This window comes from Actinoplanes sp. NPDC051388 (assembly GCF_055586225.1).
In genome coordinates this window covers 176,636-192,762 of record NZ_JBVJIP010000005.1, presented here as the reverse complement: position 1 = coordinate 192,762, position 16,127 = coordinate 176,636, and the positions used below count along the sequence as shown (strand labels likewise).

Here is a 16,127-nt window from a genome sequence, read left to right as displayed (position 1 = left end):
GAGGGTCAACCTGAGGTCGAGGTCGAGCGGCCCAGGTAGAGCAGCACGGCCTGCACCCGCCGATGGGTTTCGTCGTCGGCGGGCAGCCCGAGCTTGGCCATGATCGAGCCGATGTGCGTCTCCACCGTGCGGTCGGTGAGCCAGAGCCGGCGGGCGATGCCGACGTTGGTGCGGCCCTCGGCCATCGCGGCCAGCACCTCGCGTTCCCGGGCGGTCAGCGTGTCGAGGGGATCGTCGGCCCGGCGGGCGCCGAGCAGCCGGGACACCACCTCGGGATCCAGCGCCGACCCGCCGGCCGCCACCCGGCGCAGCGAGTCCAGGAAGTCGTCCACGTCGAACACCCGGTCCTTGAGCAGGTAGCCGAACCGGCCGCCGGCCACCAGCTCCACCGAGTGCCGGGTCTCCACGTGCTGGGACAGCAGCACGATGCCCAGCCGCGGGTGGGTGCCGCGGATCGTCCGGGCGGCGCGGGCGCCGTCATCGGTGTGGTCCGGCGGCATCCGGATGTCGACGATGGCCAGGTCCGGCCCGGCCTCGTCGACGGCCCGGACCAGCGCCGGCGCGTCGGCGGCCTTGGCCACGATCTCGTGGCCGGCGTCGGCGAGCAGGCTGGCCAGCCCCTCGCGGAACAGCGCCGAGTCCTCGCCGATGACTATCCGCACGGCAGCACCGCCTCCACCGTGGTGCCCGCGCCGATGGCGCTGATCAGGCGCAACCCGCCGCCCGCCGCGGCCACCCGGTCGGCCAGCCCGGCCAGGCCGGCGCCCGGCCGCAGCACCGCGCCGCCCGGCCCGTTGTCCCGCACCCGCACGGTGAGCGCCGTGTCGTCGCGGGACAGCCGCAGGTCGATCGCGTCGGCGCGGGCGTGCCGGACCGCGTTCACCACCGCCTCGCTGGCCACGTAGTAGGCCGTGGTGGCGACCACGTCCGGCAGCCCGTCCCGGTGCAGCGCCGGCGGGACATCCAGGGTGATCGGCACCGGCGTCCGCCCGCAGAGCATGGTCAACGCGTTCACCAGGCCGTCGTCCAGGCTGCTCGGGCGCAGGCCGTGCGCGATCTGCCGCAGCTCGGCGACCGCGGCGCCCAGTTCGTCCACCGCGCCGTCCAGCAGAGCGCCCAGGTCGACCGTGCCGTCGTGCAGGTGGCGCTGGCCCAGCCGGAGCCGCATGCCCAGGGCCACCAGCCGCTGCTGGGCGCCGTCGTGCAGATCGCGTTCGAGGCGGCGGCGCTCCTGGTAGGAGACGGTGAGCAGACGGGCGCGGCTGGACTCGACTTCATGCAGGGCGCCGGCCAGCTCGATCCGCACGCGCACCACTTCGACCAGCAGCGCCGCCGCGGTCGCCACCTCGCGCATCAGCTCGCGGCTGCCCCGCCCGGTCAGCGCCCCGATCTCGGCGCCGCCCAGCCGCACCGGCGTGGCATCCGGCAGTGCCAGGCCCGCGCCGGCGCTGTCCACCAGCGCCTCCCGGCCCGGCACCCGGTAACCGAGCCGCAGCCCGGGATCGCGCAGCGCCGCGCGCAGCGTCTCCTCGAGCTGCTCGGGCCGGGCGGTGCCGGCGTGCGTGCGGGCTCGGAGGTCCTCGATCGCCGACAGCGCGGCCTGCCGCTGCGGGTAGAACCGGCGGTCCACCCAGCGCTGCAGCCGGACCCGCAGCGGGGCGAGCGCGGCGGCGCAGATCGCGGTCGCGGTGGCCGCGGCGACCACCGACCCCCGCCCGAGCGCCACCCCGGCCAGCCCGGTGGCGACCGTGTAGAAGCCGAGCAGGACGGTGGTGACGATGCCATAGGTGACGGCCGCGCTGAACGCCCGGTCCACGTCGTAGAGGTCGTGCCGCAGCACCGCGATCGCCGTCGCCACCGGGATCGCCAGATAGGTCGCGGCCAGCCCGATGAGCACCAGGTCGGGGTCGTCCAGCACCAGGTAGCTGAACCAGCAGAGCAGCAGGGTGGCGGGCACGAACAGGGCGCCGAGGGCGAACCACTTGACCTGCGCGCGGCGGGTCGGATCGGACTCGCGCCGGTGCCGCACCACCATCGACGCCGCGGTCGCGATCAGCAGGCCGAGGAAGACCGGGAGCAGGGCGTATCCCACGCCGAGCAGCACCGGGGTGGCGGCGCCGGCGGTCAGCACGTGCGGCAGGTCCGCGAACGGCTCCCGGTAGGGCGCCGGGTCGAGTCCGATCAGCAGCACGAACAGCACCGGCACGCCGATCAGCCCACCGGCCACCCAGCGCCAGCGCCGCCCGGCGGGCAGCCGGCCGTCCGGGAACACCAGGGCGAGCAGGGCGGGGGCGACGTACAGGAACATCCACGAGCCGACCTGCAGGTTGATCAGCCACGGCGACACCGGCACCAGGTCGGGCCGGGCCTCGTAGGCCGCCGCGTGGAGGTCACTCGACCCGATCTCGATCGGCATCACGCCGACCCAGACCAGCAGCGCGCCGACCACGTTCTCCGGCCGCCTCGTCGCGACCAGCAGTCCTACCGCCACCGATGTCGCGCCGAGCAGCGTGGCCACCGCCATGTAGACCGCGGAGCCGCCGTCCGCGCCGATCGTCACCCACGTCCACCCGGCCGCGGCCAGCAGCGCCGCATAACCCGCCAGAACGTACGCGAGGAGCTTTCTGACCTGCATGGACTCACCGTAGGGCGAGAACCGCCGGAACGGGTACGTGCCAGCACGGAGAAAGCACCCGCGACAGCCACGATGCCCCGGACGGGTGCCGGGCCGAAGACTTCAGGCCGTCGAAACCGCACCGTTCGAGGAGAACACGATGCACACTGCCAAGACCTTCCGCACCGGCCTGATCATCGCCGCGCTGCTCGCCGTCGGTGACCTCGCCACGCCGCTGCTGAGCGACGGCGAGCACCCGCCGATGGTGATCGCGCTGATCTGCGCCGGGCTCGGGTTGATCACCGCCGTCGCCCTGGTGCCGGCCTGGCGGAGGGGCAGCCGCGGCGCGCTCACCGCGATCGTGGTGACCCGGCTGCTCTCCGCGGTGACCGCGTTGCCGGCCTTCGTCGCGGATGGGGTGCCCGGCGCCGCGACGGCGGCGGCCGGGGTCGGGGTCGTGGTCACGCTGATCTCGGTCGCCCTGATCGCGCCCGCCCTGCGTAAGCCGGTCGCGGTGGCCGCGTAACCGATGGCGTCCGCGCCCGCCCACCGATCAGAATGGGCGCGTGCGTGTCGAGGTGGGGCTGCTGGGGCCCGTTGAGCTGCGGCTCGGCGGCGCCCCGGCAGCCCTTTCCGGTGCGCCGCAGCGGATCGTGCTGGCCCGGCTGGCCCTCGCGGCCGGCCGGGTGGTGCCGGTCGGCGACCTGATCGACGCGCTCTGGGGCGACGACCCGCCCGGCAACGCGGTCGGCAACCTGCACAGCTACGTGTCCCGGCTGCGGCGGCACACCGGCGCCGAGGTGATCGTCCGGGAGCCCGGCGGGTACCGCCTCGACCTGCCGCCGGACCGGATCGACGTGACCCGGGCCGAGCGGCTGGCCGCCGCGGCCCGCGGTCAGCGGCCGCAGGACGCCGCCGCCACGCTCGCCGACGCGGTGGCGCTGTGGCGCGGCGACTCGCTGTCCGACGTGGCCGACCGGATGGCCTTCGCCCCCGACCTGGCCCGGCTCAACGAGCTGCGCCGGCACCTGCGCGAGGAGTTCCTGGACCGCCGGCTGGAAGCGGGCCAGGCCGCCGCGGCGCTGCCCGAGGTCGAGGAGCTGGCCGCCGCCGAGCCGCTGCGCGAACGCCCCTGCCTGCTGCTGATGCGGGCCCTGCACCACACCGGGCGCACCGCCGAGGCGCTGGCCGCCGCCCGCCGATTTCGCGAGCGGATCGCCGACGGGCACGGCGTGGACCCGTCGCCCGCCCTGGACAAGCTCCAGCGGCGCATCCTCAGCGAGGACCCGTCGCTGCGGTCGCGCCCGGCGCCGGCGGCCCGGCGCCGCGCCGACAACTTCTTCGGCCGGGCCACCGAGCTGGCCGCGGTCCGCGGCGCGCCGGCCGCCGGGCGGGTCACCACCCTGGTCGGGCCCGGCGGCGTCGGCAAGACCCGGCTGCTGACCGAGTCCCTGACCGGCGGCGAGCTGGTGGTCGAGCTGGCCGAGGTCGCCGTCCCGGCGGACGTGGCGACCGCGGTGGCCGGTGTCCTGGGGTTGCGGTCCGCGCCCCGCGGCGGGGTGGAGGCGCTGGCCGAGCATCTCGGCGCCCAGCCCGCGGTGCTCGTGCTGGACAACTGCGAGCACCTGCTCGACGCGGTGCGCGAGCTGACCGAGGCGGTGCTGGACCGCTGCCCGGGGGTGCGGGTGCTGGCCACCTCGCGGCAGCCTCTGCGGGTGGCCGGCGAGCGGGTGCTGCGGATCGGCCCGCTGCCCGAGTCCGACCGGGTGGACCTGTTCTGCGACCGGGCCGGGCTGCTGCGCGCCGACTTCGCCGACACCCCGCGCAGCCGCGAGCTGGCCGCCGAGATCTGCGACCTGGTCGACGGCCTGCCGCTGGCGGTCGAGCTGGCCGCCCGGCGCGAGGCGGTGTTCGGGCTGGCCCAGCTGCGGGACCGGCTCGGCGCCGGGCTGACCGTGCTCGACCCGGCCCGCGGCGGCGACCGGTCGAACGCGGTCCGGGCCACCGTCGAGTGGTCCTATCGGCTGCTGGACCCGGCCGCGCAGGCGCTGCTCGACCGGCTCTCGGTGTGCCGCGGCGGCTTCGGCCTGGACGGGCTGGCCCGGCTCGCGCCCGGCAGCGAGCCGCTGCTCGCCGAGCTGGTCGACGCGTCCCTGGTGACCGGCGACCTGCACGCGGAACCGCCGCGCTACCGGCTGCTCGAGACGGTGCGGCACGTCGGGCTGGCGCATCTCGGACCGCAGCACGAGGAGCAGGCCCGCGCCGCGCACGCCGCCTGGATGCTGGCGCACGCCACCGACCTGGTTGCCGCGCAGTCCCGGCGCTCGCCCGGCACGGTGCCCGGGTTCCGCCGTGAGCTGGCCAACCTGCAGGAGGCGCTGGACTGGCTGGGCCGCGCCGGGCGACCGGACGAGCACGCCCGGCTCGCCGCGCTGCTCGTCGTGCTCTGCGCCGACGCGCCCGACCCCGGCACCACCGAGCAGCTGTGCCGGCTCGCCCCGGCCCGGGTGGAGTCCGAGCGGGAGGCGCTGCTCGCCCTCGCGGCGGGTGCCGCCGAGTGGCTGCGGAGTCACTTCGCCGAGGCGGACCGGTTGCTCACCGCCGCGCTCGGCGTGTTCGGCGACGGCCATCGGCTGGCCTGGTCGGCGCTGACCTACCGGATCTCCAACGAGATGTTCGAGGGGCGGGTGGCCGAGGTGCAGGCGGACGCCCGGCGGCTGGCCGCCGATCCGCTGTGCCCGCCGTGGGCCGCCGCGCTCGGGGTGTGCTGCGCGGCGCTGATGGACCTCTACACCGGCGATCGGGCGGGCGCCCGGCGGTGGCTGGACGAGCACGAGGCGATGCTGACCGCGGGCAACCTGGACGGCTTCGTCCCCTACACCCGGGGGGAGTTGGCCGCGGACACCGATCCGGCGGCGGCGCTGGCCTTCTTCGAGACGTCCACCCGGGTCAGCGACGGGTTGCGGCAGGCGTACATCGGGAATCTGGCCCGGGTCGCCCGGGCCGCGGTGCTGATCCGGCTGGGCCGGACCGCCGACGCGGCCGCTGCCTGCCACGACGTGCTCGATCGGGTGCGGGCGGCGGGCATGACCGCCCAGGTGTGGACCTCGCTGCGGCTGGCCGCCGAGCTGCTCGCGGACGTCGGCGACCCGCGGGCCGGCGCGGCGATCATGGCGGCGGCCGACGCCGAACCGCTGGCGCCGGCCGTGATGGGCGCGGACGTCGAGCGGCAGGCCCGGCTGCGCATCCCGGGCACGCCACCGCCCGGCGGCGGAGACACCGCCACCGTGATCGCCTTCGCTCTGGCCAGGCTGCGGGAACATCACGAGCGCCGCGGTTGAGCCTCGGCAAGGCGTGGGCAAGGGCCCGGCAAGAGCTCCCCGGCACGGTTGGCGCATGACGAACGAGATGCACATCGACGAGGCGAGGGCCGAGGCCTTCGTCGGACAGCTCATCACCGACATCGCCGGCGCGGCGAGCACCGCCATGACCGTGATCGGCGACCGGCTCGGCCTCTACCGGGCGATGACCGGCGCCGGCCCGGTCACCGCGGCGAAGCTCGCCGCCACCACCGGACTGCACCCGCGGCTGGTCGCCGAATGGCTGGGCGCGCAGGCGGTCTCCGGCTATGTGACGGTCGACGGCGACACCTTCGAACTGCCCATCGAGCACGCGCTGGCGCTGTCCGTGGTGGACTCGCCCGTGTACATCGTCGGCGGCGGCGAGATCATCGCGGGCTACTTCAGCGCGCTCGGGCTGCTGGAGAACGCGTTCCGGACGGACGGCGGGATCGCCTACGCGGACATGCCGGCCGGCGTCTTCCACGGCATCGAGCGGTTCTTCCGGACCGCGTACGTGAACCAGCTCGCCCAGACCTGGTTCCCCGCGGTGCCCGGCCTGGTCGAGCGGCTCGAGCGGGGCGCCCGGGTGGCCGACATCGGCTGTGGCCACGGCTTCGCCACCCGCCTGGTCGCCCGCACCTGGCCGAACAGCACGGTGGCCGGGTTCGACGACCACGCCCCGTCGATCGCCGTCGCCCGCGCCAAGGCGGTCGAGGACGACGCCCCGGCCGGCGTGACGTTCCAGGTGGCCGACGCCGCCGATCTGGGCGAGGGGACGTTCGACGTGGTCTGCTACTTCGACGCCCTGCACGACCTGGGCGACCCGGCCGCGTCGCTGCGCGCGGCGTTCGACCGGCTGACCCCGGGCGGCATCCTGGTCGCCGTGGAGCCGTACTCCACCGACCGGATCGAGGACGGCATCGGCAACCCGATCGTGCGGCTGGACTACGTCGCGTCGACCGCGCTCTGCACGCCCACCTCGCTGAGCCAGCCCGGCGCGTTCGGCCTGGGCACCTGCGGCGGCCCGGCGAAGCGCATCGAGCTGCTGCGGGCGGCCGGTTTCGAGAACGCCCGGGTGTCCGCCGACACCGGTCACAACCTGGTGATCTCGGCCACCAAACCGGCCGGCTGATCACGCTGCGTCCCCGCCCCACCAGGGCGGGGGCGACTGCCGGACGGCCTTACAACCAACACACAGGCAGCGCACACGGCCGCTACAGGCGGATGGCGAAAGGTAGGGGACAGACAGCCGATCGAGGGGGACCCGAAATGCTTGCCACCACACATGACCTGCCGGTGAACTCGGCCTACACCAAGACTTCGAGTCCGGTGGTGGCGGTGCTCGGGCGCGTCGGACGGGTCGCCGGCCTGGCCGCGCACCTGCCCGGAGGCTGGCGGCTGCGGGCCGCGGAGGACCTCGACGACGTGCGGCCCGACGAGATCGTGCTGCTGGCCGGCGCCACCGAGCGTGACGTGCAACGGGCTCGCGGGGTCCTGCCCCGCCGGGTCTCCGTGGTCGCGCTGGTGGACCCGGACGCGCCCGCCGAATCAGTGGCCGAAGTGCTCACCGCCGGCGCCGACGTGTGCGTGCGCGGCGGCGCCCCGTCGATCCTGGCCAGCCACCTGGTGGCCTGCCGGCGGCGGCAGCTCGCGGACCGCTGGTCCTCGCTGCGCAATGTGATCTAGAAACAATGTGATCTAGAAATAGGTCACATGCATAACTATTGATGCTTTCCCCCGGCGTCCCTAGGCTGGTCGCGCAGCTGAGGGGGTGCCGGGGGACGTGGACACGCTCTTCGGCCGCGCCGATCTGCGCGCCACGATCGAGAGCCGGCTCGCCCAGGGCGGGGGCGTGGCACTGCACGGGCCGCCCGGCATCGGCAAGAGCGCGCTTCTCCACGCGGTGGCCGACGACGCGAGCGCGGCCGGCGAGCTGGTCCTGCGGCTGCGCCCCGAGCGTGGCGAGCGCGCGCTGCCGTACGCGGGAATCGCCGACCTGCTCACCCAGATCCCGGCGGACGCCACGGTCGCCCTGCCACCCGCCCAGCGCGCGGCCCTGACCGCCCTGCGCCAGGGCCTTCCGCCGCGCGCCGGCAGTCCCGCCCTGGCCCGCCGCCTGGTCCTCCCGCTGCTGCTCGCCCACTGCGCGCGGAGCCGGCGGGTGCTGCTCGTCCTGGACGATGCGCAGTGGCTCGATCCGGAGTCGGCCGAGCTGATCGCCTTCGCCATGCGCCGCCGCCCTGGGCCGCGGATCCGGGTGATCGCCGCCCAGCGCCGCCCGGACCCGGCGGGCCTGCGCCGCGCCGCCCGGCTGTGTCCGTCGCCGGTGCTCGAGGCCGAGGTGCCGCCGCTGGACGCGGACGACCTCACCGACCTGCTGGAGGCCCGCGGCCTGCCCTGCCGCACCGCGAGCCGGCTGCACGAGGCGAGCGGCGGCAACCCGTTCCTGGCCCTCGCCCTGGGCGCGGAGACGCCGGCCGGCCCGGCCTGGCGACCGGCGAAGCTGCCGGAACCGGCCCGGGCGCTGCTGCGCGACCGGGTCGGCGCGCTGCCCGAGGGGGTCGCGATCACCCTGACCGTCGCCGCGCTCGCCGCCGAACCCGCCGTCGGCCTGCTCATCCGGGCCGGGCGCGAGGACGCCGCCCGCGAGGTGCGGCTGGCCGAGGCCGCCGGGCTGGTGGCCCGCGAGGGAGACGTGCTCCGCTTCACGCCGCCGGCGCTGGGCGCGGTGCTCGCCGACGACACCGACGCGGCCACCCGCGCCCGGATCCACGACGCCCTGGCGGCGGCCGCGGTCGAGCCGATCGGCGCGCTGCGGCACCGGGCGTTGCGCAGCGGGCTGCCGGACGCCGGGGTGGCCCGGTCGCTGGCGGCGGCCGCGGCGCGGGCGGCCTCGGCGCAGGCCGGGCTGACCGCCGCCGAGCTCTATCTGCTGGCCGCCGCGCGGTGCCCGGCGGACCTGGCGGCGGACCGGCTGGACTGGCTGCTCGACGCCGCCCGCGCGGCCGCCGCCGGGGGCGCCCCGGCGCTGGCCGGGCAGGCCGCCGAGGCGGTGCTGGCCAGTTCCGGCGCGCCCGCCGGGCACCGGGTGCGGGCCCGGGTGGTGCTGATCGACCTGGCCGGGCAGGCGCTCGCCGAGATGGGGGAGATGTTCGCGGCGGCGCTGGTCGAGGCGGGCGACGACCCGGCGCTGCGGGCGCCGGTGCGGCTGCGGCGCACCTGGGCGGCGTTCGTGGCCGGCGATCCGGACGCGGCCGCGGCGGAGGCCGAGCGCACGATGCACGACGCCCGGCTGGCCGGCGATCCGACCACCGAGGCGATGGCGCTCAGCGCGCTGGCGCAGGTGCAGCGGATGCGCGGCGACGGGCAGTGGACCCGCACGCTGGGCGCGGCGCTCGCGCTGCCCGCCGACCAGGTGCCGGGCTGGCTGCACCTGGGCCCGCGCTACATGGCGGCCCGGTTCGCGATGGTCGACGACCGGCTCGACGAGTCCCGCGACGAGCTGCTGCGGCTGCTCGCCGTGGCCGAGCAGGACCGCACCGGCGAGGCGCTGGTCGAGGTGCTGCGCAGTCTGTCCGAAGTGGCCACCCGCGCGGGCCGGTGCCGGGACGCGCTGCGCTATGCGCACCGGGCGGTGGACGCCGCGCAGCGGGCCGGGCTCAGCCCCGGCCCGACCTGGTACACCGCCGCGGTGGCCGAGCTCGCCGGTGGCAGCCTGGCCGCGGCCGCCGGGTACGCCCGCCGCGGCGTCCGCGCCTCCGAGCAGGAGGGCGACAGCATCTATCTGCGCCGCAACCTGCACGCCCTGGGCCAGGCCGGGCTGCGCTCGGGCGACACCCGCGCGGGCGTGGCGGCGCTGCGCCGGCTGCGCGACCTGGAGGCGTCCTACGGCACCGCGGACCCGATGATCGTGCGCTGGCGCGGTGACCTGGCCGGCGGCCTGGCGGCGCTGGGCGAGCACGCCGAGGCCGCCGCCACGCTCTCCGCCGCCCGGGACGCGGCGCACCGGCTGGGCTCGTCGCCCGGCATGGTCGGCTATCTGGACCGGGCCTCCGCGGTGGTGCTGTCGGAGAACGGCCAGGCGGACACCGCGGTGATCCTCTCGGCCGCCGCCGCGCTGCACTTCGAGCAGCTGCACCAGCCGATCGAGCAGGCCCACTCGCTGCTGGTGCAGGGCGGCGCCGAGCGTCGCCGCCGGCGCTACGCGGCGGCCCGGGTGGCGATCGGCGCGGCGCTGGCCATCTTCCTGGCCGCCGAGGCCCGCCCGTGGACCGAGCAGACCGAGCGCGCGCTGGCCGGCACCGAGGCCGGCGCCGCGCCGCCGGCCGCCGGATTCGGGCTGACCTCCACCGAGGCTCGGATCGCCGCGCTGGTGCGCGACGGCGCCAGCAACCGCGAGATCGCCGCCCAGCTCTATCTCAGCGTGAAGACCGTGGAGGCGACGCTGACCCGGGTCTACCGCCGGCTGGGCGTGCGCTCGCGCACCCAACTGGCCTCCCGCCTGCAAGGGGTTTCCCTGATTCGGTGACGCTCGTCGATGCCTAGCGTTCTGCCCAAGCAGCCTGCCCTACCGGGTGGAGCAAAGGAGTACGAGCGTGCGACGACCACATCTGTTCCTGGCCCTGGCCACCGGCGCCTCCCTGACCCTGGCGCCGGCCGCGGCACAAGCGGCCCCCGACCCCGTTCCCGCGCCCGCGAGCCGGGCCGCCACCGCGGCCGACCAGCTCATCGACAACGCCGCCACGAGCGCCGAGCTGTTCCGCGGCGCCGGCGACACCCTGCAGCGGACCGGCGTCGTGCCGGGCACCCGCGGCCTGCAGTACGTGACCTACGCCCGCACCTACCAGGGCCTGCCGGTGGTCGGCGGCGACGTGGTCGTCACCACCGACGCGGCGGGCAAGGTCAAGGACACCGCGGTCGCGCAGTCCGCGGCGATCACCGTCGGCACCACCGCCAAGGTCACCGCGGCGCAGGCCGTGGCCACCGCCAAGGCGCAACTGGCCAGCGTGGAAACCGCGTCGGGCGCCACGCTCAAGGTGCTCGCCTGGGGCACGCCGAAGCTCGTGCACGAGGTCACCGTCACCGGGCGCACGGCCGCGAACCGGCCGAGCAACCAGCACATCTTCGTGGACGCGGTGACCGGCAAGGTCGTGGACAGCGTGGACCTGGTCCGCGAGGGCAGCGGCAACGGGTACTACTACGGCAGCGTCTCGATCACCACGTCCGGGTCCGGCTCGTCGTTCTCGATGACCGACACCACCCGGCCGGGGCTCAAGTGCGGCGGGCAGAACGGGTCCGCGTACACCGGCACGGACGACGCGTGGGGCACCGGGGCGGGCACCAACCTGGAGACCGCCTGCGTGGACGCGCTCTACGGCGTGCAGCGCGAGGCCGACATGGTGCGCGACTGGTTCGGCCGCAACGGGATCACCGGCAACGGCAACACGCCGCCGGTGCGGGTCGGCCTGAACGACGTCAACGCCTACTGGAACGGCTCGTACACGAACTTCGGCCACAACCAGGCCAACAACCGGCAGGCCACGCCGATCGACGTGGTGGCGCACGAGATGGGCCACGCGATCTTCCAGAACACCCCGGGCGGCGCGGGCAGCGGCAACGAGAACGGCGGCATCAACGAGTCCACCGGGGACATCTTCGGGGCGCTCACCGAGGCGTACACGAACAACCCGCTGGACCCGCCGGACTACCAGGTCGGCGAGGAGGTGGACCTGGTCGGTGACGGCCCGATCCGCTACATGTACCAGCCGTCCCTGGCGGGCGACCCGAACTGCTGGTCGACCGGCATCCCGAGCACCGAGGTGCACGCCGCGGCCGGCCCGCTGAACCACTGGTTCTACCTGGTCGCCGAGGGCTCCAGCCCGACCAACGGCCAGCCGTCCAGCCTGACCTGCAACGGCTCCTCGGTCACCGGCATCTCGATCCGCAAGGCCGGCGAGATCTACTACAACGCCCTGCAGTCCAAGACCTCCAGCTGGCGGTACGCGAACATCCGCACCGCCTCGTTGAACGCGGCGAAGAACCTCTACCCGAGCGGCTGCACCGAGTTCAACACGGTCAAGGCGGCCTGGGACGCGATCAGCGTGCCCGCCCAGAGCGGCGACCCGACCTGCGGTGGCGGCCCCGACCCGGAGCCGACCGGCTGCACCGGCACCAACGGGACCGACGTGTCCATCCCGGACGCCGGGTCCGCGGTGACCAGCACGATCACGATCAGCGGCTGCGGGCGCAGCGCCTCGTCGACCTCGACGGCGGCGGTGAACATCGTGCACACGTACCGCGGTGACCTGGTGGTCGACCTGATCGCCCCGGACGGCACGTCCTTCCGGCTGAAGAACAGCAGCAGCTCCGACGGCACCGACAATGTCAACACCACCTACACCGCGAACCTGTCCGGCGAGGCCGCCGACGGCGCGTGGAAGCTGCAGGTCAGGGACGTGTACCGGGTGGACACCGGGTACATCAACACCTGGACGCTGACGGTCTAGATCGTGATCGGACTAACAGGGTGGCAATGACCAGCCAATAGTCCACGGAGAGTGACTCGCGCTACAGATTTCCGGTGGCGCGAGTCACTTTCCTCGTCAGAGTTTTACCTGGTTGATTTGTAGTTTTAGCCCTCGGTGCGGAGCATGGAACACGGAAGCAACGACGCTTTCGCCATGACAGAGCGTAAGCGCACAGGGGAGTAGAAATGGCTTTCGTCAAGAGGATCCGCACCGCGGTCGCGCACCGGCTGGTCGAGCGCCGGGAGATCCGGCAGCTGGGCCAGGAGCTGGCGGCGTTCCAGACCCCGGCGGAGCGGGCCGAGCTCGACGAGCTGATCGGCCGGCACAGCCCCGAGGAGACCGTCCTCATCCGGCAGATCCTGCAGCAGCAGGACTACGAGCGGCAGCGTTTCGCGTCCGGCATCGGCGGACACCGCGCCGCCTGAGCACCCGCGATGAACAGCGAAGATGAAGAACCGCCCCGGCGCCGTTGCCGGGGCGGTTCTCGTTTCTAGCGGTCCGCCGGCTTCTCGTCGCGCGACCGCCCCCGGATGCTGCCGGCGTGCGCGGTGAGTGTCGGATTCGTCCGGACCTTGACCAGGCTCGCGATCGTGGTGATCGCCAGCACGCCGAGGATGACGGCCAGCGAGACCGGGGTGCTGATCTGCGGCGCATCGTGCCAGACGTCCTCGTGCAACCAGTGCAGCACCAGCTTGACGCCGATGAAGGCGAGGATGATCGACAGCCCGGTGGAGAGATAGACCAGGCGGTCGAGCAGGCCCTTCACCAGGAAGAACAGCGCGCGAAGCCCGAGCAGGGCGAAGGCGTTGGCGACGAAGACGATGTACGCCTCCTCGGTCACGCCGAACACCGCCGGGATCGAGTCGAGCGCGAACAGCAGGTCGGAGCTGCCGATCGCGATCAGCACGATGAACAGCGGCGTGACCATCCGCTTGCCGTCCACCCGGGTGATCATCTTGCCGTCGACGTAGTCGTCGGTCACCGGCAGCAGCTTGCGGCCGGCCTTGACCAGCGCGTTGTCGTCGACGTCGGGATCCTCGTCGCGATGCCGGAAGAGCTGCACGGCGGTCCAGATCAGCAGCAGGCCGAAGATCAGGAACATGAACGAGAACAGCGACAGCAGGGTCGCGCCCAGCGCGATGAAGATGACCCGCAGCACCAGCGCGATGATGATGCCGAAGGTGAGCACCTCCTGCTGGTATTTCTCCGGCACCGCGAAGGTGGTCATGATGATCACGAAGACGAAGAGGTTGTCGACCGACAGGCTCTTCTCGACGATGTAGCCGGCGAAGTACTCGGTGCCGAAGTTCCAGCCGGCGATCGAGGCGAAGACCACACCGAACGCGACCGCGACGGCGATGTAGAAGATTGACCAGGCCGCCGCTTCGCGGAAGCCGACGGCGTGCGGCCGGAGCACGCCGAGGGTCAGGTCGAGGGCGAGCAGGGCGACGATGACCGCGATGGTCAGCGTCCAGCCGAGCGCGGAGACCTCCAGGGGCATGGGTGAGAGACCTTCCAGGCGTCAGGATTTGGCGCGAGCTTCCTTAACAGGGTCCCTGAGCTGCCTGAACGTCTGCTGAGAAATCACGAAACGAGGAACGACCGCTTCGCCAGCCCCATCCAGAACCCGTCGATCGGCTGCTCGGGCGCCCGCTCGGGGTCCTCGCCCGCGCCGAGGGTGAGGAACATCGGCGCGAAATGCTCGATGGTCGGGTGCGCATAGGGCATGCCGGGCGCGCGGTCGCGGAAGTCGGCGAGCTCGTCGACCGCGCCTCGGGCCAGCGCCTCGGCGGCCCAGGCGTCGAACTCCCGGGACCAGCCGGGGGCGGGCGCGTCCTCTCGCCAGTCGCGCAGGAACGGCAGCCCGTGGGTGGTGAAGCCGGAGCCGACCACCAGCACGTCCTCGTCCCGCAGCGGGGCGAGCCGGCGGCCGATCTCGAGCAGCCGGTCGGGCTCGAGGGTGGGCAGCGACATCTGCAGCACCGGGATGTCGGCGTCCGGGTACATCACGGTCAGCGGCACGTAGGCGCCGTGGTCGAGGCCCCGGTCGGTGCGGGTCACCCGCTCGCCGTCCGGCATCAGCTTCTCGATCGTCAGGGCCAGCTCGGGCGCGCCGGGCGCCGGGTATTTCACCTCGTAGTAATGCTGGGGGAAGCCGCCGAAGTCGTAGACCAGCGGCACCGTCTCGGTGGCGCCGAGCATCATCGGCGCCGACTCCCAGTGCGCCGAGGCCATCAGGATCGCCTTCGGCCTGGGCAGCTCGGCGGCGAGGTCCTTCAGCTGCGCCACCCACTGCGCGTTGTCCACCAGCGGCGGAGCGCCATGGCTGAGGAAGAGGGCGGGCATGCGGCTCATGGGAGGGCCTCCGGCGGTTGAGACTTCAACAAACAAGACCCAACGTACGCCTAATTAGTTGTCCCGTCAACTAAATCCGCGACCCGGCCCCGCCACCCGCCGAGGATCCGCTCGGGATCGGCGCCCAGCACCTCGCCGAGCAGCGTGCCGTAGACGTCGCGGAAGTCCACGGTGTGCGCGAGGTCGCCGTCGTCCAGGTCGGTGAGGCTGGGCGGGTCGCCGAACATGCCGCCGTTGACGCCCCGGCCGAGCAGGAACATCGAGGAGGCGGTGCCGTGGTCGGTGCCGTCCGAGGCGTTCGCCTTCACCCGGCGGCCGAACTCGGAATACACCGCGATCACCACGTCCCGATCCTTCATCCGTTCGGCGAACGCCGCCAGCGGTTCGTCCAACTTGGCGAGCAGCGCCTCCTGCGCGCTCTTCTCGTCGGCGTGCAGGTCGAAGCCGCCCAGCGAGACCGAGTAGACCCGGGTCGCCGCGCCCGCCTCGATGCACCTGGTGACCAGCGCGAGCTGAGTGTCCAGTGGGGGAGCCGCGCCGCCGGTGGCCGTGCCCTGCGCCTCGTCCGCGCCTTCCTCGTGATCGGCCGCGTCCACGTCGGCCATCAGGTCCTGCACCCGGATCAGGTCGGCGAAGCAGGCCGCCGCCCGGGCCTGCGCGGCGGTCTCGCCCTGCTCGGTGCCGGCCAGCGCCTTCAGTACCTGCGGGGTGATCGCCTTGGGCAGCTTCAGGGCGCCGCCGGGCACGGTCGCGCCCGCGCTGGTCGCGCCGGCCAGCAGCGGCGGCAGCACCGGCTCGAAGGACACCGCCAGCCGCGGGTCGCCGCCGGCCGCGTCCAGCCAGCGGCCGAGCCAGCCGGTGGTGCCCGGGCGGTCCGGCTGCCCGGTCTGCCAGATGTCCATCGAGCGGAAGTGGCTGCGGTCCGGCTTGGGGTAGCCGACGCCACGGACGATCGCCAGCCGGTCCTGGCCGTAAAGCCCGTGCAGGCCCTCGAGTCCCGGGTTCAGTCCGAATGCGTCGTCCAGCTCGAGCACCTGGCCGGGGTCGTAGGTGAGTCCGGGCCGGTTCTGGGCGTAGGCCGGGTCGGCGTACGGGATGACGGTGTTGAGGCCGTCGTTGCCGCCGTAGAGGGTGACCAGCACCAGGGTCTTGGCGCCGGACGGGCGCGACTCGTCGCGGAAGTCCAGGATGTCGCGCAGCCCGTAGGCCGTGCCGCCGAGCGCGAGCGCGCCGCCGGCCACCACGCCGCTGGCGGTGAGGAACCGTCGCCGGGTCAGGGTGTCCATGCGT

Annotated in this window: 12 protein-coding genes; 7 read left to right on the top strand and 5 right to left on the bottom strand. The window is 74.0% G+C overall.

Annotated features, from left to right (window positions below):
• Positions 1-5: 5 nt before the first annotated feature.
• Together ACZ6TI_RS15155 and ACZ6TI_RS15150 are read right to left on the bottom strand one after the other, a co-directional pair.
• Positions 6-662: a response regulator transcription factor gene (locus ACZ6TI_RS15155; RefSeq protein ID WP_465345632.1), complete on the bottom strand. Its 657-nt coding sequence runs from the start codon at positions 660-662 to the stop codon at positions 6-8.
• Positions 653-2,635 (bottom strand): sensor histidine kinase, encoded by a 1,983-nt coding sequence (locus ACZ6TI_RS15150; protein ID WP_465345631.1) that lies wholly within the window; start codon positions 2,633-2,635, stop codon positions 653-655. The genes ACZ6TI_RS15155 and ACZ6TI_RS15150 overlap by 10 nt, the downstream gene beginning before the upstream one ends.
• 139 nt (positions 2,636-2,774) lie before the next feature.
• On the opposite strand from ACZ6TI_RS15150, the gene ACZ6TI_RS15145 reads away from it, so the two are divergent.
• From ACZ6TI_RS15145 to ACZ6TI_RS15115, 7 genes are all read left to right on the top strand, one after another.
• The gene (locus ACZ6TI_RS15145) at positions 2,775-3,140 is read left to right on the top strand and encodes a hypothetical protein (protein WP_465345630.1); all 366 of its coding nucleotides are present in this window, start codon (positions 2,775-2,777) and stop codon (positions 3,138-3,140) included.
• A 40-nt stretch (positions 3,141-3,180) separates the two neighbouring features.
• Positions 3,181-5,955 carry an AfsR/SARP family transcriptional regulator gene (locus ACZ6TI_RS15140; RefSeq protein ID WP_465345629.1) on the top strand — a complete coding sequence of 925 codons (2,775 nt, stop codon included), beginning with the start codon at positions 3,181-3,183 and terminating at the stop codon, positions 5,953-5,955.
• Between the two features lie 55 nt (positions 5,956-6,010).
• Positions 6,011-7,087 carry a class I SAM-dependent methyltransferase gene (locus ACZ6TI_RS15135; RefSeq protein WP_465345628.1) on the top strand — a complete coding sequence of 359 codons (1,077 nt, stop codon included), beginning with the start codon at positions 6,011-6,013 and terminating at the stop codon, positions 7,085-7,087.
• Between the two features lie 137 nt (positions 7,088-7,224).
• Complete coding sequence (locus tag ACZ6TI_RS15130; RefSeq protein WP_465345627.1) at positions 7,225-7,641, top strand: hypothetical protein; 417 nt, start codon at positions 7,225-7,227, stop codon at positions 7,639-7,641.
• A 97-nt stretch (positions 7,642-7,738) separates the two neighbouring features.
• Complete coding sequence (locus ACZ6TI_RS15125; RefSeq protein WP_465345626.1) at positions 7,739-10,483, top strand: helix-turn-helix transcriptional regulator; 2,745 nt, start codon at positions 7,739-7,741, stop codon at positions 10,481-10,483.
• A 67-nt stretch (positions 10,484-10,550) separates the two neighbouring features.
• Complete coding sequence (locus ACZ6TI_RS15120) at positions 10,551-12,461, top strand: M4 family metallopeptidase (RefSeq protein ID WP_465345625.1); 1,911 nt, start codon at positions 10,551-10,553, stop codon at positions 12,459-12,461.
• A 206-nt stretch (positions 12,462-12,667) separates the two neighbouring features.
• Positions 12,668-12,907 carry a hypothetical protein gene (locus tag ACZ6TI_RS15115; RefSeq protein WP_465345624.1) on the top strand — a complete coding sequence of 80 codons (240 nt, stop codon included), beginning with the start codon at positions 12,668-12,670 and terminating at the stop codon, positions 12,905-12,907.
• Positions 12,908-12,972: 65 nt separating this feature from the next.
• Here the strand turns inward: ACZ6TI_RS15115 and ACZ6TI_RS15110 are convergent, their stop codons facing one another.
• From ACZ6TI_RS15110 to ACZ6TI_RS15100, 3 genes are all read right to left on the bottom strand, one after another.
• A complete protein-coding gene (locus ACZ6TI_RS15110) occupies positions 12,973-13,983 on the bottom strand; it encodes a TerC family protein (RefSeq protein WP_465345623.1) in 1,011 nt (336 codons plus the stop codon).
• An 83-nt stretch (positions 13,984-14,066) separates the two neighbouring features.
• Positions 14,067-14,837 (bottom strand): dioxygenase family protein, encoded by a 771-nt coding sequence (locus tag ACZ6TI_RS15105; protein ID WP_465345622.1) that lies wholly within the window; start codon positions 14,835-14,837, stop codon positions 14,067-14,069.
• 50 nt (positions 14,838-14,887) lie between these two features.
• The gene (locus ACZ6TI_RS15100; protein ID WP_465345621.1) at positions 14,888-16,123 is read right to left on the bottom strand and encodes a DUF1501 domain-containing protein; all 1,236 of its coding nucleotides are present in this window, start codon (positions 16,121-16,123) and stop codon (positions 14,888-14,890) included.
• Positions 16,124-16,127 lie beyond the last annotated feature (4 nt).